Source organism: Mycobacteriales bacterium, assembly GCA_030697205.1.
In the GTDB taxonomy this organism is placed as follows: Bacteria; Actinomycetota; Actinomycetes; order Mycobacteriales; family SCTD01; genus JAUYQP01.
Map to the genome: position 1 here is coordinate 41,754 of JAUYQP010000042.1, position 23,587 is coordinate 65,340.

At 73.3% G+C, this 23,587-nt stretch carries 24 protein-coding genes; 3 read left to right on the forward strand and 21 right to left on the reverse strand.

Annotated elements, in window-relative coordinates; all coding sequences use genetic code 11:
* Position 1 precedes the first annotated feature (1 nt).
* Entirely contained in the window at positions 2-1,150 is a 1,149-nt protein-coding gene (locus Q8R60_13400) for a GuaB3 family IMP dehydrogenase-related protein (GenBank protein ID MDP3713465.1), read from the reverse strand.
* Positions 1,150-2,676: an IMP dehydrogenase gene (gene guaB / locus Q8R60_13405; GenBank protein ID MDP3713466.1), complete on the reverse strand. Its 1,527-nt coding sequence runs from the start codon at positions 2,674-2,676 to the stop codon at positions 1,150-1,152. The genes Q8R60_13400 and guaB overlap by 1 nt, the downstream gene beginning before the upstream one ends.
* Before the next feature lie 74 nt (positions 2,677-2,750).
* On the opposite strand from guaB, the gene Q8R60_13410 reads away from it, so the two are divergent.
* Positions 2,751-3,134, forward strand: coding sequence for a DUF5319 family protein (locus tag Q8R60_13410; protein MDP3713467.1), 384 nt, complete (start codon positions 2,751-2,753; stop codon positions 3,132-3,134).
* Positions 3,135-3,171: 37 nt separating this feature from the next.
* Here Q8R60_13410 and Q8R60_13415 read toward each other — a convergent pair whose 3' ends face one another.
* The 4 genes from Q8R60_13415 to Q8R60_13430 all read right to left on the reverse strand — a co-directional run bounded on the left by Q8R60_13415 (position 3,172) and on the right by Q8R60_13430 (position 7,005).
* Complete coding sequence (locus tag Q8R60_13415; GenBank protein ID MDP3713468.1) at positions 3,172-3,801, reverse strand: response regulator transcription factor; 630 nt, start codon at positions 3,799-3,801, stop codon at positions 3,172-3,174.
* Positions 3,798-4,841 carry a histidine kinase gene (locus Q8R60_13420; protein ID MDP3713469.1) on the reverse strand — a complete coding sequence of 348 codons (1,044 nt, stop codon included), beginning with the start codon at positions 4,839-4,841 and terminating at the stop codon, positions 3,798-3,800. The genes Q8R60_13415 and Q8R60_13420 overlap by 4 nt, the downstream gene beginning before the upstream one ends.
* A gap of 207 nt (positions 4,842-5,048) precedes the next feature.
* Complete coding sequence (locus tag Q8R60_13425) at positions 5,049-5,972, reverse strand: hypothetical protein (GenBank protein ID MDP3713470.1); 924 nt, start codon at positions 5,970-5,972, stop codon at positions 5,049-5,051.
* A gap of 58 nt (positions 5,973-6,030) precedes the next feature.
* The gene (locus tag Q8R60_13430) at positions 6,031-7,005 is read right to left on the reverse strand and encodes a MerR family transcriptional regulator (protein MDP3713471.1); all 975 of its coding nucleotides are present in this window, start codon (positions 7,003-7,005) and stop codon (positions 6,031-6,033) included.
* A gap of 158 nt (positions 7,006-7,163) precedes the next feature.
* Here Q8R60_13430 and Q8R60_13435 point away from each other — a divergent pair, with 158 nt between their 5' ends.
* A complete protein-coding gene (locus tag Q8R60_13435; GenBank protein ID MDP3713472.1) occupies positions 7,164-7,460 on the forward strand; it encodes a WhiB family transcriptional regulator in 297 nt (98 codons plus the stop codon).
* Positions 7,461-7,710: 250 nt separating this feature from the next.
* The gene (locus tag Q8R60_13440; GenBank protein ID MDP3713473.1) at positions 7,711-8,940 is read left to right on the forward strand and encodes a M15 family metallopeptidase; all 1,230 of its coding nucleotides are present in this window, start codon (positions 7,711-7,713) and stop codon (positions 8,938-8,940) included.
* On the opposite strand, the gene Q8R60_13445 is transcribed toward Q8R60_13440, so the two are convergent.
* The 15 genes from Q8R60_13445 to Q8R60_13515 all read right to left on the reverse strand — a co-directional run bounded on the left by Q8R60_13445 (position 8,937) and on the right by Q8R60_13515 (position 23,562).
* Entirely contained in the window at positions 8,937-10,145 is a 1,209-nt protein-coding gene (locus Q8R60_13445; GenBank protein ID MDP3713474.1) for a S8 family serine peptidase, read from the reverse strand. The two genes, Q8R60_13440 and Q8R60_13445, sit on opposite strands and share 4 nt — an antisense overlap.
* Before the next feature lie 236 nt (positions 10,146-10,381).
* Entirely contained in the window at positions 10,382-12,001 is a 1,620-nt protein-coding gene (gene groL, locus Q8R60_13450) for a chaperonin GroEL (GenBank protein ID MDP3713475.1), read from the reverse strand.
* Positions 12,002-12,104: 103 nt separating this feature from the next.
* Positions 12,105-12,413, reverse strand: coding sequence for a co-chaperone GroES (gene groES / locus Q8R60_13455; GenBank protein MDP3713476.1), 309 nt, complete (start codon positions 12,411-12,413; stop codon positions 12,105-12,107).
* 108 nt (positions 12,414-12,521) lie between these two features.
* Positions 12,522-14,000, reverse strand: coding sequence for an EAL domain-containing protein (locus Q8R60_13460; GenBank protein MDP3713477.1), 1,479 nt, complete (start codon positions 13,998-14,000; stop codon positions 12,522-12,524).
* Positions 14,001-14,112: 112 nt separating this feature from the next.
* Positions 14,113-14,358, reverse strand: a complete 246-nt coding sequence (locus Q8R60_13465; GenBank protein MDP3713478.1) for a hypothetical protein — start codon at positions 14,356-14,358, stop codon at positions 14,113-14,115.
* Positions 14,355-15,386 (reverse strand): tRNA (adenosine(37)-N6)-threonylcarbamoyltransferase complex transferase subunit TsaD, encoded by a 1,032-nt coding sequence (tsaD, locus tag Q8R60_13470; protein ID MDP3713479.1) that lies wholly within the window; start codon positions 15,384-15,386, stop codon positions 14,355-14,357. The genes Q8R60_13465 and tsaD overlap by 4 nt, the downstream gene beginning before the upstream one ends.
* The gene (gene rimI / locus Q8R60_13475) at positions 15,379-15,819 is read right to left on the reverse strand and encodes a ribosomal protein S18-alanine N-acetyltransferase (protein MDP3713480.1); all 441 of its coding nucleotides are present in this window, start codon (positions 15,817-15,819) and stop codon (positions 15,379-15,381) included. The genes tsaD and rimI overlap by 8 nt, the downstream gene beginning before the upstream one ends.
* Positions 15,816-16,529, reverse strand: a complete 714-nt coding sequence (gene tsaB / locus Q8R60_13480; protein ID MDP3713481.1) for a tRNA (adenosine(37)-N6)-threonylcarbamoyltransferase complex dimerization subunit type 1 TsaB — start codon at positions 16,527-16,529, stop codon at positions 15,816-15,818. The genes rimI and tsaB overlap by 4 nt, the downstream gene beginning before the upstream one ends.
* Positions 16,530-16,532: 3 nt before the next feature.
* Positions 16,533-17,108, reverse strand: a complete 576-nt coding sequence (locus tag Q8R60_13485) for a hypothetical protein (protein MDP3713482.1) — start codon at positions 17,106-17,108, stop codon at positions 16,533-16,535.
* Positions 17,105-18,643, reverse strand: coding sequence for a long-chain fatty acid--CoA ligase (locus Q8R60_13490; GenBank protein MDP3713483.1), 1,539 nt, complete (start codon positions 18,641-18,643; stop codon positions 17,105-17,107). Before Q8R60_13490 ends, Q8R60_13485 begins: the two co-directional genes overlap by 4 nt.
* A gap of 52 nt (positions 18,644-18,695) precedes the next feature.
* The gene (locus Q8R60_13495; GenBank protein MDP3713484.1) at positions 18,696-19,424 is read right to left on the reverse strand and encodes an ABC transporter ATP-binding protein; all 729 of its coding nucleotides are present in this window, start codon (positions 19,422-19,424) and stop codon (positions 18,696-18,698) included.
* The gene (locus tag Q8R60_13500; protein MDP3713485.1) at positions 19,417-20,172 is read right to left on the reverse strand and encodes an ABC transporter ATP-binding protein; all 756 of its coding nucleotides are present in this window, start codon (positions 20,170-20,172) and stop codon (positions 19,417-19,419) included. The genes Q8R60_13495 and Q8R60_13500 overlap by 8 nt, the downstream gene beginning before the upstream one ends.
* On the reverse strand, positions 20,169-21,317 hold the full coding sequence (locus Q8R60_13505) for a branched-chain amino acid ABC transporter permease (protein MDP3713486.1): 1,149 nt from the start codon (positions 21,315-21,317) through the stop codon (positions 20,169-20,171). Before Q8R60_13505 ends, Q8R60_13500 begins: the two co-directional genes overlap by 4 nt.
* Entirely contained in the window at positions 21,314-22,165 is an 852-nt protein-coding gene (locus Q8R60_13510; protein ID MDP3713487.1) for a branched-chain amino acid ABC transporter permease, read from the reverse strand. The genes Q8R60_13505 and Q8R60_13510 overlap by 4 nt, the downstream gene beginning before the upstream one ends.
* Before the next feature lie 101 nt (positions 22,166-22,266).
* Complete coding sequence (locus Q8R60_13515) at positions 22,267-23,562, reverse strand: ABC transporter substrate-binding protein (protein MDP3713488.1); 1,296 nt, start codon at positions 23,560-23,562, stop codon at positions 22,267-22,269.
* Positions 23,563-23,587: the final 25 nt, after the last annotated feature.

Sequence of the window (23,587 nt, forward strand, 5' to 3'; positions counted from 1 at the left end):
GCTAGCGGGCGCGGCCCTTGGTCGTGAAGGCCGGCGCCACCATGACCTCGACCTTCTGGAACTCCTTGAGCGAGGAGTAGCCGGTCATGGCCATCGCCTTGCGCAGCGCGCCGAAGAGGTTGGTCGTGCCGTCGTCGGTGCGGGCCGGCCCGAGCAGGATCTCCTCCAGCGTGCCGACTTGGCCGACCTCCACGCGGGTACCGCGCGGCAGCTGCGGGTGAGTCGAGGCGTGGCCCCAGTGGAAGCCGCGGCCCGGCGCCTCGGTGGCCTTGGCGAGCGGCGCGGCCATCATCACCGCGTCGGCGCCGCACGCGACGGCCTTCGCGACGTCGCCACCGGTGGACATGCCGCCGGCTGCGATGACGTGGACGTAGCGGCCACCGGACTCGTCGAGGTAGTCGCGCCGCGCACCGGCCGCGTCGGCGATCGCCGTCGCCATGGGTACGCCGAGGCCGAGCACGCCGCGCGTCGTGTTGGCCTGGCCCGGGCCGACCCCGACGATGACGCCGGCCGCGCCAGTGCGCATGAGGTGCAGCGCGGACTGGTAGGTCGCGCAGCCGCCGACGATGACCGGCACGTCGAGCTCGGCGATGAAGCGCTTGAGGTTGAGCGGCTCCGAGCGGCTGCTGACGTGCTCGGCCGAGACCACGGTGCCCTGGATGACGAAGATGTCCACGCCGCTGTCGAGCACGGTCTGCGCGTGCTGGACGGTGCGCTGCGGGGTCAGGCTGCCCGCGACCACGACGCCGGAGTCACGGATCTCCTTGACGCGCGCGGTGATGAGGTCGGGCTCGATGGGCTTGCTGTAGAGCTCGCGCATCCGGTCGGCGACCGCGACGCCCTCCGGCAGCTCGGCCAGCTCGGCCAGCAACGGCTCCGGGTCGTCGTACCTGGTCCAGAGGCCCTCGAGGTCGAGCACCGCGAGCCCGCCGAGGCGGCCGATCGCCACCGCCGTCGCGGGCGACACCACGCCGTCCATCGGCGCGGCGACGAGCGGCAGCTCGAAGCGGTAGGCGTCGATCTCCCAGGCCAGGCTGACGTCCTCGGGGTCGCGGGTGCGCCGCGAGGGGACGATGGCGATGTCGTCGAAGCCGTAGGCCCGACGGCCGGACTTGCCGATCCCGATCTCGACCGTGTCACTGGTGGCCATCAGTGGCCGCTGTAGTTCGGGGCCTCGACGGTCATCTGCACGTCGTGGGGGTGGCTCTCCTTGAGCCCGGCGGCGGTGATCCGCACGAAGCGGCCTCTCTCCTTGAGCTCGGCGACGGTGCGCGCGCCGACGTAGAACATGGACTGGTGCAGGCCACCGACGAGCTGGTGGGCGACCGCGGACAGCGGGCCGCGGTAGGGGACCTGGCCCTCGATGCCCTCCGGGACGATCTTGTCGTCGGAGGCCACGTCGGCCTGGAAGTAGCGGTCCTTGGAGAACGACTTCTTGCCGCGCGAGGCCATCGCGCCGATCGAGCCCATGCCGCGGTAGGTCTTGAACTGCTTGCCGTTGACGAAGATGAGGTCGCCCGGGCTCTCGTCGCAGCCGGCGAGCAGCGAGCCGACCATGACGGTGTCGGCACCGGCGACCAGCGCCTTCGCGATGTCACCGGAGTACTGCAGCCCGCCGTCCCCGACGACCGGCACACCCGCGGGGCGACATGCCTTCGCAGTCTCGTGGATGGCGGTGATCTGCGGGACGCCCACGCCTGCGACGACCCGGGTAGTACAGATGGATCCAGGCCCCACCCCCGTCTTGACGCCGTCGGCGCCGGCGTCGACCAGCGCCTGGGCACCGGCGCGGGTCGCGACGTTGCCACCGAGGACCTGCACGTGGCGGGTCGCCGGGTCCGACTTCAGCCGCCGGATCATGTCGAGCATCAGGCGGGCGTGGCCGTTGGCGACGTCGGGGACGAGCACGTCGACGCCGGCCTCGACCAGCGTCGTGGCCCGCTCCCACGCGTCGCCGAAGTAGCCGATCGCGGCACCGACGAGCAGCCGGCCGTCGGCGTCCTTGGAGGCGAACGGGTACTGCTCGGACTTCACGAAGTCCTTGACGGTGATGAGCCCGGCCAGCCGCCCCTGGGCGTCGACGAGCGGCAGCCGCTCGCGCTTGTGCTGGCGCAGGATGACGGTCGCGTCCTCGCGGCTGATGCCGACGGGTGCGGTCACGAGCGGCATCGGGGTCATGACGTCGGCGACGTGGGTGGTGCCCCACTCTGCGACGGGCACGAAGCGCAGGTCGCGGTTGGTGATGATGCCGATCAGCGTGTGGTCGTCGTCGACGACGGGGAGTCCGGACACGCGGTACTGCCCGCAGCGGGCGTCGAGCTCCTCGAGGGTGGCCTTCGGGCCGATCGTCACCGGGTTGCTGATCATCCCGGTCTGGGTGCGCTTGACCAGGTCGACCTGGTAGGCCTGGTCGGAGATCGAGAGGTTGCGGTGCAGGATCCCGATGCCGCCCTGGCGAGCCATCGCGATCGCCATCCGCGACTCGGTGACGGTGTCCATCGCGCTCGACACCAGCGGCACCCGCAGCGAGATGCCCCGGGTCAGGCGGGTCGTCGTGTCGACCTCGCTGGGCACGACGTCGGTCTCGCCCGGGAGCAGCAGCACGTCGTCGTAGGTGAGGCCGAGCGGGGCCAGGAGCTCCCCTCCATCAGCAGAAGTGGCGTCGTTCTCGCTCATGGGGCCTTCCGCGTCGTCAGCGCTGTGGAAAGGAGAGACTCTACCTGCCGCCCGCTCCCCTATCGTGGAGGTCGATGACGCCTCCCGTAGAGCCGGTGGACCCCTTCTCGGGGGACCCGGACGACCCCGCCCGCGAGCTCGCGGCGCTCGACGACGACGACCTCGACGAGGCCCCGCCGCTGACGCCGCTCGAGCGCGAGGACGTCCTCGAGGACCTCGAGGACCTCGAGGTCTTCGAGGTGCTGCTCTCACCGCGCGGGGTCCGCGGGCTGGTCGTGGACTGCGACGAGTGCCGCGAGCCGCACTACTTCGGCTGGGACCTGCTGCGCGGCAACCTGCGCCACCTGCTCGACCAGGGCACGACCCGCGTCCACGAGCCCGCCTTCAGCCCGGACCCTGCCGACTACGTCTCCTGGGACTACGCCCGCGGCTTCGCCGACGCCACGCTGGACGGCTGACCCACCGGCCTTCCCGTCGTACGACGAGAAGGGCCTGCTAGCTGACGAGACCGCGGCGGAAGCCGAGCGCGACCGCCTGAGCCCGGTCGTTGACGCCGAGCTTGCGGAACAGCCGGCGGGCGTGGGTCTTGATGGTGTCCTCGGACAGGTAGAGCTCGCGGCCGATCTGGTTGTTGCTCTTGCCCTGGCTCATGCCGGTGAGGACCTGCAGCTCGCGCTCGGTGAGCTGCGCGCCGGGCGGGGCCTGGCGGGTCACCTCGCGGGAGGCCAGGGCGCGGCGCAGGGACGGCTCGACGAGGTCGATGCCGGCGAGGGCGTGCGCGACGGCCGCGCACAGCTCCTCGTGGCTGACGTCCTTGAGGAGGTAGCCCCGGGCGCCGTGGCTGACGGCGGCGGCGACCTGGTCGCGGTCGTCGGCGGCGGTCAGCATGATCACCTTGGCCTCCGGGTGCTGCTGCACGAGGCGGCGGGTGGCCTCGAGGCCGCCGAGGCCGGGCATCCGGACGTCCATGAGGACGAGGTCGGGGTGCTCGTGGGGGTAGCGCGCGAGGACCTCCTCGCCGCTCGCCGCGGTCTCGACCTTGTCGACGCCGGGGACGGCCGCGACGAACTGCCGCAGCCCCTCCCGCACGATGCGGTGGTCGTCGCAGATGAGAACGGTGGTCACGTGGTCGCCTTCGGTCGGGTGGTGCGTGAGGGGGTGTCGCCGGCGGGAACGGCGCTGCGGACGGGCAGGAGCCGGGGGGCTGGGGAGAGCAGCCGCATGTGGCCGCTGCCTGGCTGCAGGACGGCACCGACGGCCTCGGCCCGGCGGCGCCAGCGAGAGGTGTCGAAGCTGCCGTCGGGGCTACCGTCGAGGTTTCCGTGGACCTCCACGGCGGGTCCGTCGGAGGTGACGACGCTGCGGACCCGCACCGGGCCGGCGCCCGTGGCCGCCACGGCCTGGACGAGCCGGAAGGCCGTCGTTGAGACCGCGTGCGGGAGCGCGCTCAGGACCGCCTCGTCGAGGTCGAGCTCGAGGGCGGGCGCACCTGCGTCGACAAGGCGGGCCGACAGCTCGGTGAGGGCCCCGGCGAGGTCGTCGGCGGCGCGCGGGCGCAGCTGCCACAGGGTGCGGCGGATCTCGACGAGGGCGTCCTGGACGGAGTCGCGCACGAGCGCGACCGAGCCGTGGGGGTCACCGGCCCGGACGGCGGCGTCGGCGGCGTAGCGGGCGACCACGAGCGACTGGACCGCGCCGTCGTGCAGCGCGTCGGCGAGGGCGTCGCGGTCGGCCTCGGCGTCACAGACGAGCTGGAGGCCGAGGGGGTCCGCGGTGGGGCGACGGCCGACTGACAGGGCGAGCCCGAGGACGCCGGCCGCGGCGCGCAGCACGGCGAGGTGCGAGGGCCTGGCTCCGTGCAGGACGAGCACCGCCTGCTCGCGTCCGCTGTGCACGACGGGGACCTCGTGCGGCGGGCCGGACGTCGTGAGCGGAGCGGCGGAGCGGCGGAGCGGGACGGCGTGGACGACCTCACCGGCGAGGGCGATCACCGCGCCGTCGGGGCCGGGGCCGCGCAGCACGGCGCTACGCAGCCCCAGCGCCTCGACGAGCAGCGCGAGGGCGTCCGGGAGCGCGGTCTGGCCGAGGTCGGCGAGCAGCCCGGCCACCTGGCCGAGGACCACGGCGCCGTCGTGGCCGGCTGTGCTCGCCGGTCGTCGCTCCACGCGCACCTCCTGCCCTCGCTGTCACCACGTCACCACGTCGTCGGCACGGTGCCGTCGATGTGGTGAAGCATCGGCAGCATCGGCGCCCGACGTGAGCGTGACGCGTGCGCGTGATCAGCGCCTGACCCCTTAGGGCCACTCCTCCCTCACCCACCCGGGTGGGTGAGGGGGCTCACCCGGGTGGGTGACAGCCCGATCAGGGCGTGCTCAGCCCCCGAGAAGGGCGTCGACGTCCGGGCGGGCGAGCCACTCGGCGCGCACCCCGGGCGGCAGCTCACCGGCGATGGTGAGCACCGCGGAGCGGGCCGCGGCGAGGCTCTTGTCGCTCTCCAGCGGGTCGTCCTCGGCGACGAGGGCGCCCAGCAGCGCGCGCGAGCGCCAGACCAGCGGCAGGCAGCCGAGCGACTCCGCCAGCGTCGCGGCGCGGCGCAGCGTCGTCACGCACTCCTCGTCACCGACGCTGACCTGCGCCAGACCGAGCAGCAGCAGGCCCTTGGCCACGTGGCGCGGCGCGCGGGCGCCCTCCGCGCGGTCGACGGCGGCCTGCGCCTCCGGGACGGCGTCCTCGACCCGGCCCTCGAGCAGCGCGAGCTCGGCGGTGGCCCAGCCGAGGCGGACCCGCTGGCGCCACCACTCGTCGGAGCGGGGCGGGACGAGCAGGGCGGCCTGCGCGAGGCGGGCCGACGCCTCCTCGGGGTCCTCGAGGCCGATGGCGTCGGACGCGAGGCCGAGCAGCGCGTCGAAGGCCGCCTCCCCGGTGCCGTCGGAGAGCGCGAGCGCCTCGGTGTCGGCGTCGCGGGCGACCGCGTGGCGGCCGAGCTGGCGGTGGACGCTCGCGATCGTGGCGCCGGCCAGCGAGGAGAACAGGCGGTGCTCGGCGGGCGAGGACTCGTCGCGACCGGACTCCACGAGCGGTGACAGCACGGTGAGCGCGACGCCGTAGCGCCCCGCCGCACCCAGCGCGACCCCGAGCAGCCACGCGGCGGCGGCGACCTCCGCGCTGCGGCCCTGCGACTGCGCGAGCACGACGGCCTGCTCGAGGGTGCCGACGGCCGCAGCCGGCTTGCCGTGGAAGGCGGCGTGCTCGCCGGTCGCGAGCAGGCTCGCGAGGTCCGTGCCTGGTGCGGTCACCGCGGTTGCTCCTCACGAGGGGTCTGGTCGCGGGGACGCTAGCGGTCGGTCCCGCGGCTCACGCCCCCAGGGCCTGCTCGACCAGCGCGACGGCGCTCTTGAGGTCGTCGGCCCGCGTCACCCGCGCCGGCAGCTCAGCACCGACCCAGCCGGGACCCCCGACGACCACAGCGGTCGCGGGCCGGGTCGTGGGGAGCCGCTCCAGCACGGCCGGGTCCGCGGTGCTCGCGAGCTGGCTCCACAGGAACAGCGCGGCGGGACCAGTACGTCGTACGGCGGCGGCGAGCGCGTCCGCAGGCATGGCGGCACCGAGGGTGCGCGAGACGTGCCCGCGCTCGGCGAGCGCGGCTCCGAGGACGTGCAGAGGCAGCGCGTGCTGGTCGTCGGGGGCGCAGGCGAGCAGCACCGGTCGGGCACCCTCCTGCCGGTCCGGCACGATCTCCCGCAGGGCGGTCGTCACGCAGTCCGACAGCAGGTGCTCGACCTCGACGCCCTGACCGGTCGCGGCCCAGCGGGCTCCAACCGCGGCGAGCACGGGACGCAGCACGTCGTCCCAGGTCGCAGTGACGCCCCGCCGGGCCAGCTCGGCGCGGACCGCCTCGGTGACGGCCGGGCCGTCGAGCGCCATCGCCGCCCGACCGAGCCCGCGCACTGCGGCCTCCGCGCCGGGCAGCGGGAGCACCCTGCCGCCGCCGGCGGGCGCCTGCAGCCGGCCGTCACGGGTCGGGAGCGGCGCGGTGTCGCGGCCGCTGACGAGCGGCTCGACCTCGAGGGCCGCCTGGGCCGCGGACGCGGGCGGGACCCCCTGCAAGGTCAGCCGCCGCATGGTCTGCAGCCGGGCGACGTCACGAGGGCTGTAGCGGCGGTGCGCACCGGCGGCGTGGCCGGTCGGGCCGAGGCCGTAGCGCCGGTCCCAGGTGCGCAGCGTCGCGGGAGCCACCCCCAGTCGGTGGGCGACCGCGGCGACGCTGAGGGGCGCCTCGGGGAGGTCGGGTGTCGGCACGTCGTCCGCACGCGCCCCGGTGGTCCCCATGGGCACCAGGGTGGGCGATCCCGGCGCGCGTCACAACTCGGGGCTGTGACCACGCTCGCACAACTCGTGACCCGAAAGAGTTGAACAACTTACGACGCGGTACTAGGTTCGTGTCAGCACCTGGGCCTGACCCCCCAACTCTCCCCCGAGGACTCGCCATGACCGATGTGAGCCGCCTGCCCGTCCCGATCACGGAGAACTGGGAGTGGCAGCTGCTCGGCTCCTGCCGCGGCGCCGACGGGGAGCTGTTCTTCCACCCCGAGGGCGAGCGCGGCCCGCGGCGCGCCAACCGCGAGGCCGCGGCCAAGGCCGTGTGCCGCACCTGCCCGGTCGTCCTGCAGTGCCGGGAGCACGCCCTGAGCGCGCGCGAGCCCTACGGCGTGTGGGGCGGGCTCTCCGAGCACGACCGTGAGGCGATCCTCTACGGCCCCGCGGCCCAGGCCGCGTCCGCCTGAGCCCCCACCTACCAGCCGCGACTGACCCCGCGGGGCCGGACCGGGCGCACCTGACCCCTCGGTGCCCGGTCCGGTGCCCGGCGGGCCCGTTCCGACTCAAGCGCCAGGCGAGATCTCCCGATCACCGAGGTGGGCGGACACCGCGCAGGGCACTTCGGGGCCCGGTTCCTGACGTATCGTCAGCAGACGCCCTGCTCTGCCGGTCCCCCGGCAGAGCAGCTTGTCGAACCGACCCAGCCGGAGGCCCGCGGTGCGCTCGTCCGGTCCGCGCTCACGGGCCCGTCGTCCGGTCGCGCTCCCGGCACTGACCTGCCTGCTCGCGCTGTCGGCCGCCGCCTGCTCCAGCGACGCCCCCGAGGCCCGCTCCGCAGCAGCCGCCCCCGAGCAGACCGCCAAGGCCGCCACGGGTGCCCCCGCAGCCGCCACTGCCGGGACCCGCGGCCGCCCGGGAGTCACCCTCAAGCCGCTCACCACCCGCTACCGCGCCGACGTGCTCGTCACCGGCCCCGCGACCTTCTCCACGGCCACCACCGCCCGTCTCACGAAGCTCGCCCGCGCCAGCATCACCTTCCGGTCCGGCAAGGTCCGCATGGACGGCCACCAGGTCGACGCCGTCGCGGTCGACCCGGCGCGCTACCGCGCCTTCACCGCACAGGGCACCGCCGAGGCGACCGCGGTGTGGCAGTCGATCGCCCGCGGTGAGGCCGTGACCTCCCACGAGCTCGCGACGGGCCTGAAGCTCGCGCTGGGCAAGGACCTGCGGGCCGCCCCGAGCGGTGCGGGCAAGAGCACGTCGTTGCGCCTCGGCGCCCTCGCGACCACAGGCGTCCCCGGCACCGACCTGCTCCTCGACGACGCGACCGGCAAGGCCCTCGGGCTCAAGGAGCGCACCGGCATGCTGCTGTCGGCCGGGCCAGGCGTCGACCCGGTGACGCTCGCGTCGAAGGTGCGCGCCATCACGGGCACGGGCGCCTCGGTCGACCTGCTCACCGCCCCCGCCGCCAACCCGGTCGCGTTCCTGTCCGGCAGCCGCGCCGCCAAGGCCTTCGGCGCCTTCTCCTACCGCTACTTCCCCGACGGCACGATCCAGCCCGACGCCGCCTGGGTCCGCAACAACATCGTGAGCGCCACCGTGCCGATCTTCGGCCGGGTGACCTGCCACCGACTCATGGTGGAGCAGCTGCGCGGCGCCCTGCAGGACATCGTCGAGGCCGGCCTCGCCGGCTCGCTCACCACCTACGACGGCTGCTACGTCCCGCGCTTCATCGAGCGCAACCCCGAGAACTCCATCTCGCTGCACACCTGGGGCATCGCGATCGACCTCGACGCCGCCACCAACTACCGCGGCATCACCGGCACGATGGACCCCAAGGTCGTGCAGATCTTCAAGTCCTGGGGCTTCCGCTGGGGCGGCGACTGGTCCTACACCGACCCGATGCACTTCGAGCTCGGCGCGCTGCTCAGCTCCCCGCGCCGCTAGCCGACCGCCCGCGCCGCGTCGAGCAGGCCGGCGCCGGTGCCGTCGTCGCGGCCCTTCTTGCCCAGGTCCTTCGCGGTCGTGACCAGCCGCTGCTCGAGCTGCGCCGGCGTGAGGCCTGGGGTCCGCGCGAGCACCAGCGCGGCGACCCCCGCGACCAGCGGCGCCGCGAACGACGTCCCCGACCCCGACGCCCAGCCGTAGTCACCGGCGCCCTCGCGGTCCAGCACGAGCACGTCCTGCCCCGGCGCCACCAGGTCCACATGCGGGCCGTACGACGAGAAGAACGCCCGTCCCCCCGACCGGTCCGTCGCCCCCACCGCGATGACCCCGTCGCAGGCCGCGGGGTAGTTGGTCGGGTTGTCGACGGTGGCGTCGTTGCCCGTCGCGGCGACCACGGCGACGCCCGCGTCCGCGGCGTAGTCGACGGCGTAGGCGTAGACGCCGGGGCAGCGGCCGGCGCCCGGGCCGCCGAGGCTGAGGTTGAGGACCAACGCTCCGGCGTCGGTCGCGTCGACCATGCCCACCGCCGCGGTGCACGCGCTGCCGACGCCGTCGTGGTCGAGCACCCGCTCCGCGAGGATCGTCGCGCCCCACGACGCCCCGGCCAGGCCGGTGCGGTCGTTGCTGCGGGCGGCGATCACACCGGCGACGGCGGTGCCGTGGCCCTGCTCGTCCGAGGGGTCGGCGTCACCGTCGACGAAGTCGCCACCCGCCCGCACCTTGCCGGTGAGGTCCGGGTGAGACGGGTCGACGCCGGAGTCGAGCACCGCGACGAGCACGCCGCCGGTCGTGCGGTCCCAGGCCTTCGGGACCCGGGTCGCGGTCAGGGCCCACTGCTGGCGGAACAGCGGGTCGTTGGGGCTCCGGCTCGCGCGGGTCCCGAGGTCGCGCTCGGCGAAGCGGACACCCGGCGCGGCCTGCAGGGTCGCGATCGCGGCCGGCACGTCGGCGGCCGTCGGGAGCACCAGCGGGCGCAGGCCGAGCTGCGGGCTGCCGGGGTAGGCCCGGGCGCCGGGCAGCGCGGGCAGCCGCGCGCCGGGCGCGAGGCCGACGAGCACGGTGCGGTCGAGCAGCTGGACGTCCGGGCAGGGCAGGTCGTGCACCGGCACCGGCGGCACCGCCAGCGCGCCCGGAGCCGCCAGGCCCGCCGCGAGCGCCGCCACGAGCACGCCGACCCACGCCGTCGTACGCCCTCGAGCCCTCATGCCCCTGGTCTTCGACGCTGCTGCTCCCACACCTGCCGAGAGCCCGCGGCCGACCCCTGGGTTCACCCCTCCTCCGCGAATGGGGATCCCCATGGGCACGTCGGGGGCTCTGGTCGCACAACGGGGATCCCCATTCGCCGGGGCGGGCGGGGCGGGGCGGGCGGGGCGGGTACCGGACGCGGCGGAGCCGGTGACCCCACGTGGGGGTCACCGGCTCCGGTGCGAGCGGGTGGTGCCTAGTGCGAGTGGCCGTGGCCGCCGTGGCCGGCGTCCGCGAGCTGCTCCTCGGGCTTGTCCACGACGATCGTCTCGGTCGTGAGCAGCATGCTCGCGATCGAGGCGGCGTTGCGAACCGCGGAGCGGGAGACCTTCACCGGGTCGACGACGCCCTGGGCGACGAGGTCGCCGTACTCCCCGGTGGCGGCGTTGAGGCCCTGGCCCTTGCCGGCCTCACGGGCGCGGTTGACCGCGACGCGACCCTCGAGGCCCGCGTTGCTGGCGATCCAGTACGCCGGCTCGTCGAGCGCCTTGCGGACGATCTGGACGCCGGTGAGCTCGTCGCCGGTCTTGCCGAGGCCGTCGACGAGGACCGCCGCGGCGTGCACGAGGGCCGCGCCACCGCCGGGGACGATGCCCTCCTCGACCGCCGCGCGGGTCGCCGAGATGGCGTCCTCGAGGCGGTGCTTGCGCTCCTTGAGCTCGGTCTCGGTGTGGGCGCCGACCTTGATGACGCCGATGCCGCCGGCGAGCTTGGCGAGCCGCTCCTGCAGCTTCTCCTTGTCCCAGTCGGAGTCGCTGGCCTCGATCTCGTTCTTGATCTGGCCGACCCGGCCGGCGACGTCGGCCGCGGAGCCCGCGCCGTCGACGATCGTCGTCGCGTCCTTGGTGACGGTGATGCGGCGGGCGGTGCCGAGGACCTCGAGGCCGACCTGGTCGAGCTTGAGGCCGACCTCGGCCGACACGACCTGCGCGCCGGTGAGGACGGCGATGTCCTGGAGCATCGCCTTGCGGCGGTCACCGAAGCCGGGGGCCTTCACCGCGGCGACCTTGACGGTCTTGCGGATCGAGTTGACGACCAGCGTCGACAGCGCCTCGCCGTCGACGTCCTCGGCGACGATGAGCAGCGGCTTCTGGGCCTGGACGACCTTCTCGAGCAGCGGGAGCAGCTCGGCGATGGCCGACACCTTGCCGTTGACGATGAGCACCGAGGCGTCCTCGAGGACGGTCTCCATGCGCTCGGCGTCGGTGACGAAGTAGGGCGAGATGTAGCCCTTGTCGAACTGCATGCCCTCGGTGAGCTCGAGCTCGAGGCCGGTGGTGTTGGACTCCTCGACGGTGATGACACCGTCCTTGCCGACCTTGTCGATGGCCTGCGCGACGAGCTCGCCGACCTCGGCGTCCTGCGCGGAGATGGCGGCGACGGCCGCGACCTCGGCGTGGGTCTGGACCTCGGTGGCCATGTCGAGCAGCGCGGTGTTGACCGCCTCGACGGCGGCGTCGATGCCGACCTTGAGCGCGATCGGGTTGGCGCCGGCCGCGACGGCCCGCAGGCCCTCGTGGACCATGGCCTGGCCGAGCACGGTCGCGGTCGTGGTGCCGTCACCGGCCACGTCGTTGGTCTTGGTCGCGACCTCCTTGGCGAGCTGCGCGCCGAGGTTCTCGTGCTTGTCGGCGAGCTCGATCTCGCGGGCGATGGTCACGCCGTCGTTGGTGATGGTGGGGCCGCCGTAGGCCTTGGCCAGGACGACGTTGCGGCCCTTCGGGCCGAGCGTGACCTTGACGGCGTTGGCGAGGGCGTCGACGCCGCGCTCGAGGGAGCGTCGCGCCTCCTCGGAGAACTGCAGGGACTTGGGCACTTCGGGGTGTCCTCTCATGGACGGGTACAGCCAGGTCTAGGGGTGGTGCTCATGACGACGCCCCGGCCCCGTGAGGGAACCGGGGCGCCGTGAAGACGTGCTGCTAGCCCTCGATGACGGCGAGGACGTCGCGGGCGGAGAGCACGAGGTACTCCTCGCCGGCGTACTTGACCTCGGTGCCGCCGTACTTGCTGTAAAGGACCTTGTCGCCGACCTTGACGTCGAGCGGGACGCGGTTGCCGTCCTCGAAGCGACCCGGGCCGACAGCCAGGACGGTGCCCTCCTGGGGCTTCTCCTTGGCGGTGTCCGGGATGACGATGCCGGAGGCCGTCGTGGTCTCGGCCTCGTTGGCCTGGACGACGATGCGGTCCTCGAGCGGCTTGATGGCGACCTTGGTAAGGGTGGTCACGATGCCGTGCCTCCTGTGACGTGGCGGGTGGTGGTGACCTCAGCTGCCTGCCGTCGCGGGGATCAGGTGCCTCAGTGCTGTTGGCACTCTAACCCCACGAGTGCCAACGACTCAAGCCGGGTGCCCCAGCGGAGCGGGTACGGCGTAGAGGTAGCCCTGCCCGAGGTCCACGCCGACCTCACGCAGCGCCTCGTGCTCCGACCGGCGCTCGACCCCCTCGGCGACGACGACCGCGCCGGTGCGGTGGGCGAAGGACGTGAGCGCGCCGGCGAGCTCGCGACGGGAGGGGTCGGTGTCGATGCCCGACACCAGGCTCATGTCGAGCTTGATGACGTCGGGGGCGAGCCGCACGACGTGGCGCAGCGAGGCGTAGCCGGCACCCGCGTCGTCGACGGCCAGCCGGAGCCCGGCCCGCCGGTGCGGCTCGAGCGCGGCGCCGAGCTCGGCGTAGTCGCGGACGGCCTCGTGCTCGCTCACCTCGACGACCACCTGCGACAGCGGCAGCCCGTCGAGCAGCCCCGGCAGCGCGCCCGAGGTGATGGTCGCGGCGGAGAGGTTGACCGAGACATCCACGCCGGGGCGGAGAGCCTGCAGTCCGCCGCGCGCCGCGGCCACCTCGAGCTCGACGCCGAGCCCCGCGGCCGTGGCCTCGCGGAACCACACGTCCGGCGGCCGGCCGTCGTCGAAGCGGCTCAGCGCCTCGAGGAAGCCCCGACCCTCGCCCCCGATGGGGACGGCCGCTTGGAAGACCATCCGCGGCCCACCCGCGGCGAGCACCGCTGCGACCGCTCGGGACGTCGACGTGGCCCGGCGCTCGCTCGCGATCTCCCGCTCGAGCAGCCGGACGACGGATCGGGCGACGATCCTCAGGAGGTCGACGGCCCGCTCGTCGAGGTCCGGCCGCACCTCGTGCGTGGCTGCGCAGACGGTGCCGTAGAGCGAGCCGTCCGACAGCTCGACCGGCACCCCGAGGTAGGTCCGCACCCCCGACTGCGCGAGGGCGGGGAGATCGGCCGCGTCCGGGTGCGCGCGGACGTCGGGGACGAGGGCCGGCAGGCGACCCGAGGCGATCCGGGCGCACAGCGTGGCAGTGAGCGGCTCCACCTGCCCCCGCGTCGCGCCCTCGGCGGTGACGAGTGACCGCAGGACCCGCTGGTCACCCACGAACCGGCTGAGGAAGGCGGCCGACACCCGAAGACGCTCGCGCACGAAGTCCAGCAGGTCGTCGATCTCGGCATCGATGTCGGTGCGGTCCGTGGCCCGACCGAGGCCGGCCGCCTCCACCAGCGCCGCGACGGAGACCGCGACCAGCCGCACGAGGTCCTCGTCGTGGACTGGTCCGCCCACTGCCGACAGCCGACCGAGCTCGTGCCCAGCAGCGCCCGGCAGGGCGACGCTGACGGCGTCGCCAGCAGGGGTCCAGGCCGACCCGGTCGGCGGCGCGTGCGGGCCGGTCGCCGCAGCGACCCGACCGTTGGCGGTGACTACCCAGGTGCGGACCCGGGTGCGGGCAGCCAGCAGGGCGAGCAGGGTGGCCACCGGCTCGCCCAGGGATCGGACGAGCGGAACGACCTGCCCGTCCGTGGACATCGCGACCTCCTCGTGACCCCAATGATCACGATGCCCTACTGCGGGCGGTGGACATACGGCCGAAAGGGTGACGATCCGATCGGGACCGCCGACCGGTCGGATGGACGGGTCGTCACGGCAGCGCGTCGAAGTCCCATGCGTGGGCTCGTTCGACGGCGTCGACCGGCCGCGGCTCGGTCCAGACCGGGGCGATGGGCCAGCGGGTGATGAGCACGACCCGGTCCTCGCTGCGGAAGACCTCCGCGGTGCTCGCCCCCGCCTCCAGCGCGTCGGGCACGACGACCCCCCGGACCCAGGCGACGGCCTCGTCGGTGCGCCCGGCGACGCACCGCGCCTCCCACATCCGCGCGACCGTCATCCGCCCAGGCCCGCCGTCACGAGCGTCACCGGCATCGAGGAGTCGGCCGGGAGGTCGAGCGGGCTCGGCGCACGACCCGCCGCCACCAGCCGCGACCCGAGCGCCGCCACCATCGCGCCGTTGTCGGTGCACAGCCCCGGCCGCGGGACGCGCAGGACGATGCCCGCGGCGTCGCAGCGCTGCTGGGCGAGCGCGCGCAGCCGGCTGTTGGCCGCCACCCCGCCGCCGATGAGCAGGTGCTCGACGCCGGTGTCGCGGCAGGCCGCCACCGCCTTGGTGGTGAGCACGTCGACGACGGCCTCCTGGAACGACGCGCACACGTCGGCGACGGGCACCTCGCCCTCGTGGGCCTCGAGCCAGCGGGCGACGGCGGTCTTCAGCCCGGAGAAGGAGACGTCGTAGGCGCCCTGCACCTTGCCGCGAGGGAAGGCGATCGCCGCCGGGTCGCCCTCGCGGGCAGCCCGGTCGACCGCGGGGCCGCCGGGGAAGCCGAGGCCGAGCAGCCGGGCGACCTTGTCGAAGGCCTCTCCCGCAGCGTCGTCGACGGTCTGCCCCAGCGGGGTGAGGTCGTGGGTGACGTCGTCGACGCGCAGCAGACTGGAGTGGCCGCCGGAGACGAGCAGCGCGAGCGCCGGCTCGGGCAGCGGGCCGTGCTCGAGCACGTCGACCGCGACGTGCGCGGCGAGGTGGTTGACGCCGTACAGCGGGACGTCGAGGGCGAGGCTGTAGGCCTTGGCAGCGGCGACCCCGACGAGCAGGGCACCGGCCAGCCCCGGACCGGCGGTGACCGCGATCGCGTCGAGGTCGGTGAGCGCGACGCCGGCGTCGGCCAGGGCCCGGCGCACGGTCGGGACCATCGCCTCGACGTGGGCGCGGCTCGCGACCTCGGGCACGACCCCGCCGAAGCGGGCGTGCTCGTCCACGCTGCTCGCGACCGCGTCGGCGAGCAGCGTCGTGCCCCGCACGATCCCGATGCCGGTCTCGTCGCAGGAGGTCTCGATGCCGAGGACCAGCGGCTCGTCAGCCACGCTGCATCACCCACGCGTCGGTGCCCGAGGGCTGGTAGTAGCCACGACGGACGCCGGTACGCCGGAAGCCGTGCCGTGCGTAGAGGCGCTGCGCCGGCTCGTTGTCGGCCCGCACCTCCAGGGCGACGGGCGCCTTGCGACGGCGGTCGGCTTCCGCCAGCAGGTCCTGCAGCAGCAGCGCCCCGATCCCCCTGCCCTGGTGCGACGGGGCCACCGCGACGGTCTGCACGAAGGCCTCGTCGGGGTAGTCGCACAGCCCGGCGTAGCCCACGACCGACCCCTGGTCCTGCGCCACGACGTAGTGGCGGGTGTCGACCTGGCCGAGCTCGGACCAGAAGGCCCGCGCGCTCCAGCGCTCGTCGGGGTAGACGACCTGCTCGATCGGCAGCACCTCGTCGAGGTGCCACCACCGCATCCGGGTGAGGGTCGTCATGCCGTCACCCGCTTGGGGGCTGCGGGCTGCTCGGCGTCGGGGCGGCGCAGGTAGAGCGGGGTGAGCGGCTCGCTCGGGGCGCCCGCGACGACCCGCACGGCCGCGAGCAGGACGACCGCGTCGGCGCTGGGGTAGCGGTCGTCGTCGGAGACGTCGAACCCCTCGAAGGCGTCGCGGTGCAGCAGCGCGCCGTCGCCGACGACCCTGCCGGCCGCGTCGGGCTGCGGCCAGGACGTCTCGCGCAGCCGTCGCGACAGCTCGGCCGGCGCGAGCACCGACGGGCCGGCGAGGCGCTCGCCGTCCTCGTCGTACTCCGCCCAGTAGACCTCGCGGCGGCGTGCGTCGGTGACCACGAGCCGGCGGCCCGGGTCCTCGGTCCAGGCCCCGACGGCGTCGAGGCTGCAGGCGCCGTAGGCCGGGATGCCGAGCGCATCGGCCATGGTCGCCGCGGTGACGACCCCGACGCGCAGCCCCGTGAAGGGCCCCGGCCCGAGGCCCACCGCGACCGCGGCGAGGTCGCGCGGCCGCACCCCGCGCCGACCCAGCAGCTCGTGGACGCCGGTGGCGAGCAGCTCACCGTGGCGCTTGGCGTCGACCCGCTGCCAGGTGGCCGAGTCGACCCAGCGCGCCCCGCCGGCGCCGTCGGGCTCGAGCTCGACCAGCGCCGCGGAGACCGCCGGGGTCGAGGTGTCGAGCCCGAGGACGAGCACGGCTCAGCCGGCGGCGGGCGGGAGGGCCTCGGAGGTCGAGCCGACGGTGGCGAACCACCGCGAGGGTGCCTGCGTGGTCACCGTGACGTCGAAGGACTTCGGCGCGGGCTGGAAGACGTCATCGCTGACCGACAGCTCCGACGTCGAGCCCTCCTCGAAGCACGACATCGTCAGCTCGGCCAGCGAGTCGGGCACGGTCGCGACCTCGAGGAAGGTGGCGCCGTTGCACGCCGCGGTGACCTCGAGCCGGCCGCCCTTGGGCACGGTCACCCGGAAGGTCTGGGTGGTCAGGGTCGGGTCGGCGTCGTTGCCGCCGCGCGCGAGGTCACCGGCCTCGGCCTCGAGGGTGACGGCCGCGATCTCCGCGGAGGTGGCGGGATAGCGGCCCTTCGGCACCTCGGGCTTGGCCGTGACCTGGTTGGGGACGCAGCGCTCGGGGATCTCGGTCGCGTTGACGAACTGATCGCAGTCGTCGTCACCCGACGTCGCGAGGGCAGTCGGCTCCGGGGTGGTGGGGTCCTCGCTGCTGCAGGCGGTGAGCAGCAGCGGGAGGGCAAGCAGGAGGGGGGCGAGCCTCAAGAACTGTTCTCCTTGTAGTGCGCGACGAGCTCGCGCTTGAGCACCTTCCCCGACGGCCCGAGCGGGAAGGCGTCGGTGAAGAAGACCCTCCGAGGGTACTTGTAGGCCGCGAGCTTCTCCTTCGACCAGGCCACCAGGTCGGCCTCGGTGAGCTCCCCGCCCGCGGGGTCCAGCACGACGACGGCGCAGACCTCCTCGCCGTACTGCGGGTCGGGCAGCCCGATGACGGCGACCTGGGCCACCGCCGGGTGCCGCCCGAGGACCTCCTCGACGTCGCGCGGGTAGACGTTGTAGCCGCCGCGGATGACCATGTCCTTCTTGCGGTCGACGATGGTGACGTAGCCCTCGGCGTCCTTGGTGCCGAGGTCGCCGGTGCGGAACCACCCGTCGACGATCGCGGCCGCGGTCGCCTCGGGCTTGTTGAGGTAGCCCTTGAAGACGTTGTGGCCGCGCACGACGATCTCGCCGAGCTCGCCGGTCGGCAGCAGCTCGATGCGGTCGTCGATCTCGGCCTTCGCGACCTCGACCTCGACGCCCCAGATCTGCTTGCCCACGGTGCCCGGGCGCGGCTCGAAGCCGACCTGGTTGAAGGTCGCGACCGGCGAGGTCTCGGTGAGGCCGTAGCCCTCGAGCACCTGGGTACCGAAGACCTCGGCGAAGCGCTCGAGCACCGCCACCGGCAGGGCCGCGCCACCGGACAGCGCGGACTTCAGCTGCGGACGGGCCTCGGAGGTCTTGGCGGCCTCGAGCAGGCCGATGTACATCGTCGGCACGCCCATGAAGATCGTGCACTTCTCCTTGACCAGCAGGTCGAGGGCCTGCGCGCCGTCGAAGCGCGGGAGCAGCACGACGGTCGCGCCGACGTAGAAGGCGGTGTTCATGCAGCAGGTCTGGCCGAAGGTGTGGAACAGCGGCAGGCAGCCGAGCACGACGTCGTTCTCGTCGATGTCGAAGGAGTGCATGGCCGAGGCGACGACGTTCATCGTCACGTTGAGATGGGTGATCTCGGCGCCCTTGGGCTTGCCCGTGGTGCCGCTCGTGTAGAGGATCACCGCGGTGTCCTCGGGCTCGCGCGGCTCGACCGCCGCGATCGGCTGCACCTCGAAGGCCAGGTTGTCGATGCGCTCGATCGTCGCGTCGCCCCCGTCCATGACAGCCAGGACGGGTACGCCGGCGAGCTCCGCGCCCTTGGCGCCCTCGCCGAGCAGCGGGGCGGCGCACACCAGCGCCTTCGCACCGGAGTCGGTGAGGACGTACTCGATCTCCTCGGCCTTGAGCAGAGCGTGCACCGGCACCGCGACCGCGCCGAGCGCGAGCGTCCCGAAGTAGGCGAGCGGGAAGTGCGGCGTGTTGGGCAGCAGCAGCGCGACCTTGTCGCCGGGGCCGACGCCCCGGTCGCGCAGGACCTGGGCGTACTGCTTGGCGTGGCCCCAGAGCTGGGCGTAGGTGAGCCGCAGGTCGCCGAGGACGACCGCGGTGCGGTCGGCGTGGCGGACGGCGGACTCCGCCAGGATGCTCGCGATGGTCAGCGACATGTCACTCCTCGTTCGGTGCGGGTCAGGGCGAATCTAGGGCTCACGGTCGGGGTCAGGCCACGCCGAGGTAGGCCTGCTTGACGTAGGGGTCGGCGGCGATCTGGGCCGTCGGGCCCTCGCGGGCCACCCGGCCGTGCTCGAGGACGATCACCCGCTCGGCGCACCGGAACGCGAAGGACACGTCCTGTTCGACGAGCAGCATCGTGGTGCCCGACTCCTGGATGCTCTGGATGCCGGCGATGATCGCTTCCTTGACGCCCACCGACAGCCCGAGTGTGGGCTCGTCGAGGAGCAGCAGGGTCGGGCGCCCCATGAGCGAACGGCCGATCGCGCACTGCTGCTGCTCACCGCCGGACAGGGTGCCGGCCGTCTGCCCGGCGCGCTCCTTCAGCTTGGGGAACAGCGCGTAGACGCGCTCGAGGTCCTCGGCCCGGGTGTTGGGCTGCTTGCGCAGCCGCCGCGCACCGAGTTCGAGGTTGTCGCGGATGGTGAGCCCCGGGAACAGCCGGCGACGCTCGGGCGTGTGGACCAGCCCGGACATGACGACGTCGTAGGGCCTCTTCGCGAGCGGGCGGCCGTCGAACTCCACGCTGCCGGTGCAGGTGTTGAGCCGGGACAGCGCGCGCAGCAGGGTGGTCTTGCCCGCACCGTTGGGCCCGACGACGGCCACGGTCTCGCCCCTGTCGACGTGGAAGGACACGCCGTCGAGGACCTGCGCCTTGCCGAACGACACCTTGAGGTCCTTCACCTCCAGCACGCGCTCACGCAGTCCGTCACTCACCGTCGGTGCCCTCCGTGCTGTCAGAGTTGGCGTCGGGGTCGCCGCCGAGGTAGGCGCGCACGACGGCGGGGTCGCGCAGGACGACCTCGGGCTCGCCGTCGGCGATGACCCGGCCCTGGTCCATCGCGATGACCCTGTCGACGAGCGCCAGCAGCGAGCCGATCTTGTGCTCGACGATGACCAGGGTGACGCCGTCGTCCTTGAGCTGGCGGATCGTGTCGGACAGGACCCCGATCTCGTTGGTCGACAGGCCTGCGAAGGGCTCGTCGAGCAGCAGCAGCTCCGGGCCGGTGGCCAGCGCCCGGGCCATCTCGAGGCGCTTGAGGTCGCCCTCGGACAGCTGGGAGCTCGGGGACGCGGCGCGGTGCGCGAGCCCCACCCGCTGCAGCACCGCCATGGCCTCGGCCTTCACGTCGCCCTTGGTGCGGCGCACGATGAGCGGGACCATGACGTTGGCCAGCACCGGCAAGTCCGGGAACGGCTTGACGATCTGGAAGGTGCGGGCAACGCCGTTGCCGACCACCTTGTGACGCGGCAGCTTGAGCAGGCTCTTGCCGCGCAGCCGGACGTCACCGCTGGTCGGCTTGTCGAACCCGGTGAGGCAGTTGAACAGCGTCGTCTTGCCGGCGCCGTTGGCGCCGATCAGGCCAACCGCTGAGCCCTGCTCCACGGAGAAGCTGACCTCGTTGACCGCGGTCAGACCCCCGAAGCGGCGGGTGACGGCCTGGGCCTCGAGCAACGCGGTCATGGTGACTCCGTCAGGGCTGCGCCCGCGGCGCGGGACGGGCTGCCGCGGCCGGACAACCGCTGCAGGAGCGGAGGGACGAGTCCGCGCGGCGCCACGATGAGCACCACGATGAGCAGCAGCGCGAAGCTCCCGAGCTTGAGCTCCGGGTGCTCGACGAAGACGTCGGACGCCCGGTCCAGGTAGTAGTTCTGGAGCAGGATCACGGCGTAGGCCCCCAATGCCGGCCCGATGATCGAGCCCGCGCCCCCGAAGGCCGCGATGATGATGATGAGCAGGCTGAGGTCGACGCCGAGCAGGTCGAGCGCCACAGTGCCGCGGATCTGGGCGTAGATGCCGCCGCCGAAGCCGGCGCAGGCTGCCGAGAGCACGAAGGCCGCGAGCTTGTAGCGGGTCAGGGGCACACCGGCCGCCTCCGCCGCGAGCTCGTCCTGCTGGATCGAGCGCAGCACGAGGCCCCGCTTGCCGTATCCGAGCAGCATCAGCCCACCGACGACGAGCACCATGGCGACGAGCGCCACGAAGTAGCTGACGTAGATGTACTGGTCGAAGCCGCCCTTGCCGGCGTAGGTCAGCGGGCCGAGCACGAGCTTCGCCAGCCCCTCCCCGACCGGTCCGGTAACGGCGCCGTCCTGCACGTTCTTCACGCCGGCGATGCCGTCCTCGCCGCCGAGCTGCTCCTTGTAGATGAAGGTGAACTGCACCAGGGCGCCGGCGACCGACAGCGTGGCGAGCGCGAGGTAGGGGCCCTTGAGCCGCAGACAGGGGACGCCGATCGCGACGCCGAGTGCGGCAGCCGTGCCGACGCCAGCCAGCAGCGCGACCTCGTTGGGCACGTCGGGCTGGTACTTGCTGAACAGCGCCACGGTGTAGGCGCCGGTGCCGATGAAGGCGGCGTGGCCGAAGTTCACCTGGCCGGTGTAGCCGGACAGGATGTCCCAGCTGGCCGCGAACATCACGAAGACCGTCGCGACCGAGATCGCCTGCAGCAGCGTGGTGTTCGCGACGAACCGCGGCAGGTAGAGGAGCACGACGGGGATGAGCAGCAGCAGGACCACGTTGGGCGTGGGACGCAGCCGTCGGCTGCTGCCTGCGGGAGCCCGGCGGGGGGCGTCCGCAGCGGGGGCGGCCTGCTCCGTCGTCGTCACCTGGCCACCTTCCCCAGCAGGCCCTGCGGCCGGAGCACGAGGGTCGCGAGGATGACGGCCACCGTCACGAGGCCGATCTTGATCCCGCCGTCCTTGACGTTGAAGGCGACGAAGCGGTCGAGGAAGCCGATCACCACGGAGGCGAGCACCGTGCCCTGGATGCTGCCGAGACCGCCGAGGATCACGATCGCGAAGGCCTGGGTGAGCGGCAGCAGCCACATCGTCGGCGTGAGGACGCCGTAGGGGGCCACGAGCACGCCGGCGAGGCCGGCGAGCCCGGCGCCGATCGCGAGGACGTAGAGGGTCACGCGCTCGGGGCGCACCCCGACGAGCACCGCCGCCTCCTCGTCCTCGGCGACCGCCCGGACCATGCGACCCGCGGGCGAGCGGGTGAGGACGAGGAGCACGACCACGATGGTCACGAGAGCGGCGACGCCGGCGAGCAGCTCGGTCTGGCGCAGGCCCACGCCGAGCACGCTCACCCGGCCGTCGACGAAGCCTGGCAGCTGGCGCTCGAGCCCGCCGTAGAAGAACTGCACTGCCGACTGCACGAGGATCGCGACCGCCAGCGTGGCGATGAGGACGGCGACCTCCTGGTGGCGGATGGGCGCGATGACCAGCCGGTCCAGCAGCACCCCGGCGACCATCGCCGCGGCGACGCCCACCAGCGCGGCGAGGAGCAGCGGTGCGCCCGCGTCCGACGCGGCGTAGGCGCTGTACGCGCCGATCATGAAGAACGAGCCGTGCGCGAGGTTGACGATCCCGCCTACGCCGTAGACGAGGGAGAACCCGAGGGCGACCAGCGCGATGGTGGCGCTGGTGAGTGCTCCTTGGACGAGGACGTCCACGTGCCTCCTTCTGGAGTCCGGCGAGAGGGGCGCGGAGCGGGTCCGACGGCGCGGCGCTCAGCAGAGCGCCCGCCGCCGGACCCGACCGGCGTGGGAGAGCTCTAGCCGAGCTTGACGAACGGCGGGAGCTTGTAGGTGTTGCCCTCCGCGAGCGCCTCCGGGAAGACGATCTTCTTGGAGCCGTCCTCCTGGTACTGGAAGTACAGCAGCGACAGGCCCTTCGTCGGGTCGGTCGCGCTGTAGATCACGTCGTGCTGCTCGTTGAACTTCTCGACGCCCGAGGCCCCGATGCGGTCGGTCTTCTCCAGCTCCGTGACGAGGGCGTCGGCACCGAGGCCGCCGGCGCGCACCGCCGCCTCGTGCAGCGTGTAGATGCCGTCGTAGGTGGCCACGCCGTTGTAGAGCGGGTCGCGCTTGAACTTGCCCTGGAAGGCGTCGAAGAACGGGATCGTCTTCTCCGACACGGGGGCGCGCACGGCGCCGGCCGGGCCGTTGAGCTGGCCGACGGCCTTGGTGACGTCGAAGTACGCGGAGGACTGGCCGGCCACGTTGATGCCGCCCATGGCGAAGTTCGGCTTGAGGTCCGCCCACGCCTTGCCCAGCTGGATGCCGACCTGGGTGGAGCTCACCTCGAGCACGAAGTTGGCGCCCTTGTCGGTGAAGCTCTTGAAGGGCGCCTCGAAGCGGGTGGCGCTCGGCGTGAACTTCTCCGTGCCCACCAGCTCCACGCCCTTGTCGACGGGGATGGCGCCCTTGGTCGCCGCGCTCGGCGACGCCAGGCAGGCCTGCAGGAACTTCACCAGCGGGATCGCGAAGGCGGCGTCCTCGTGCAGGATGGCGAACTTCGTGAAGCCGAGCTTCGGCAGCTTGGTGACGGCGGTGAGGCACATGTCCGCGGCGAGGTTGGTCGAGTTGACCGGGCCGATGCGGAAGATGTACTTGCCGGGACCGGTGGAGTCGACGCCCTTGACCACGTCGGGGGCGGCTGCGCCGGCCGAGACGTACGGGATCTTCGCGCGCTTGACGGTGTCGAGGACGGCAAGCGTCTCGGCTGTGGAGAAGCCGCCGGAGATGGCCTGGACCTGGTCCTGCTGCGCGAACTTGGTGATGCAGGCGACCGCCTTGTCGGGCTTGGCCTCGGAGTCGCAGAAGACGATCTCGACCTTCGGGCCCTCGCCCTTGGCGTTGAGCTCCTCGGCCGCCAACAGCGCGCCGTCGCGGACGTCCTCGCCCTGGGGGATCTGCTCGGGCCCGAAGACACCGATCTTGAACGTCTCGGTCGACCCGCCCGTCGACGCGCCTCCGCTAGGGGTGGCCGTGCCGTCGCCGCTCTCCCCGCAGGCCGCCGCGCCCAGCGCCAGCACGGCCATGAGGGCCACCCACCTCGTCTTGTGCATGTGTGCTCCTGACGTCATCGTCGTG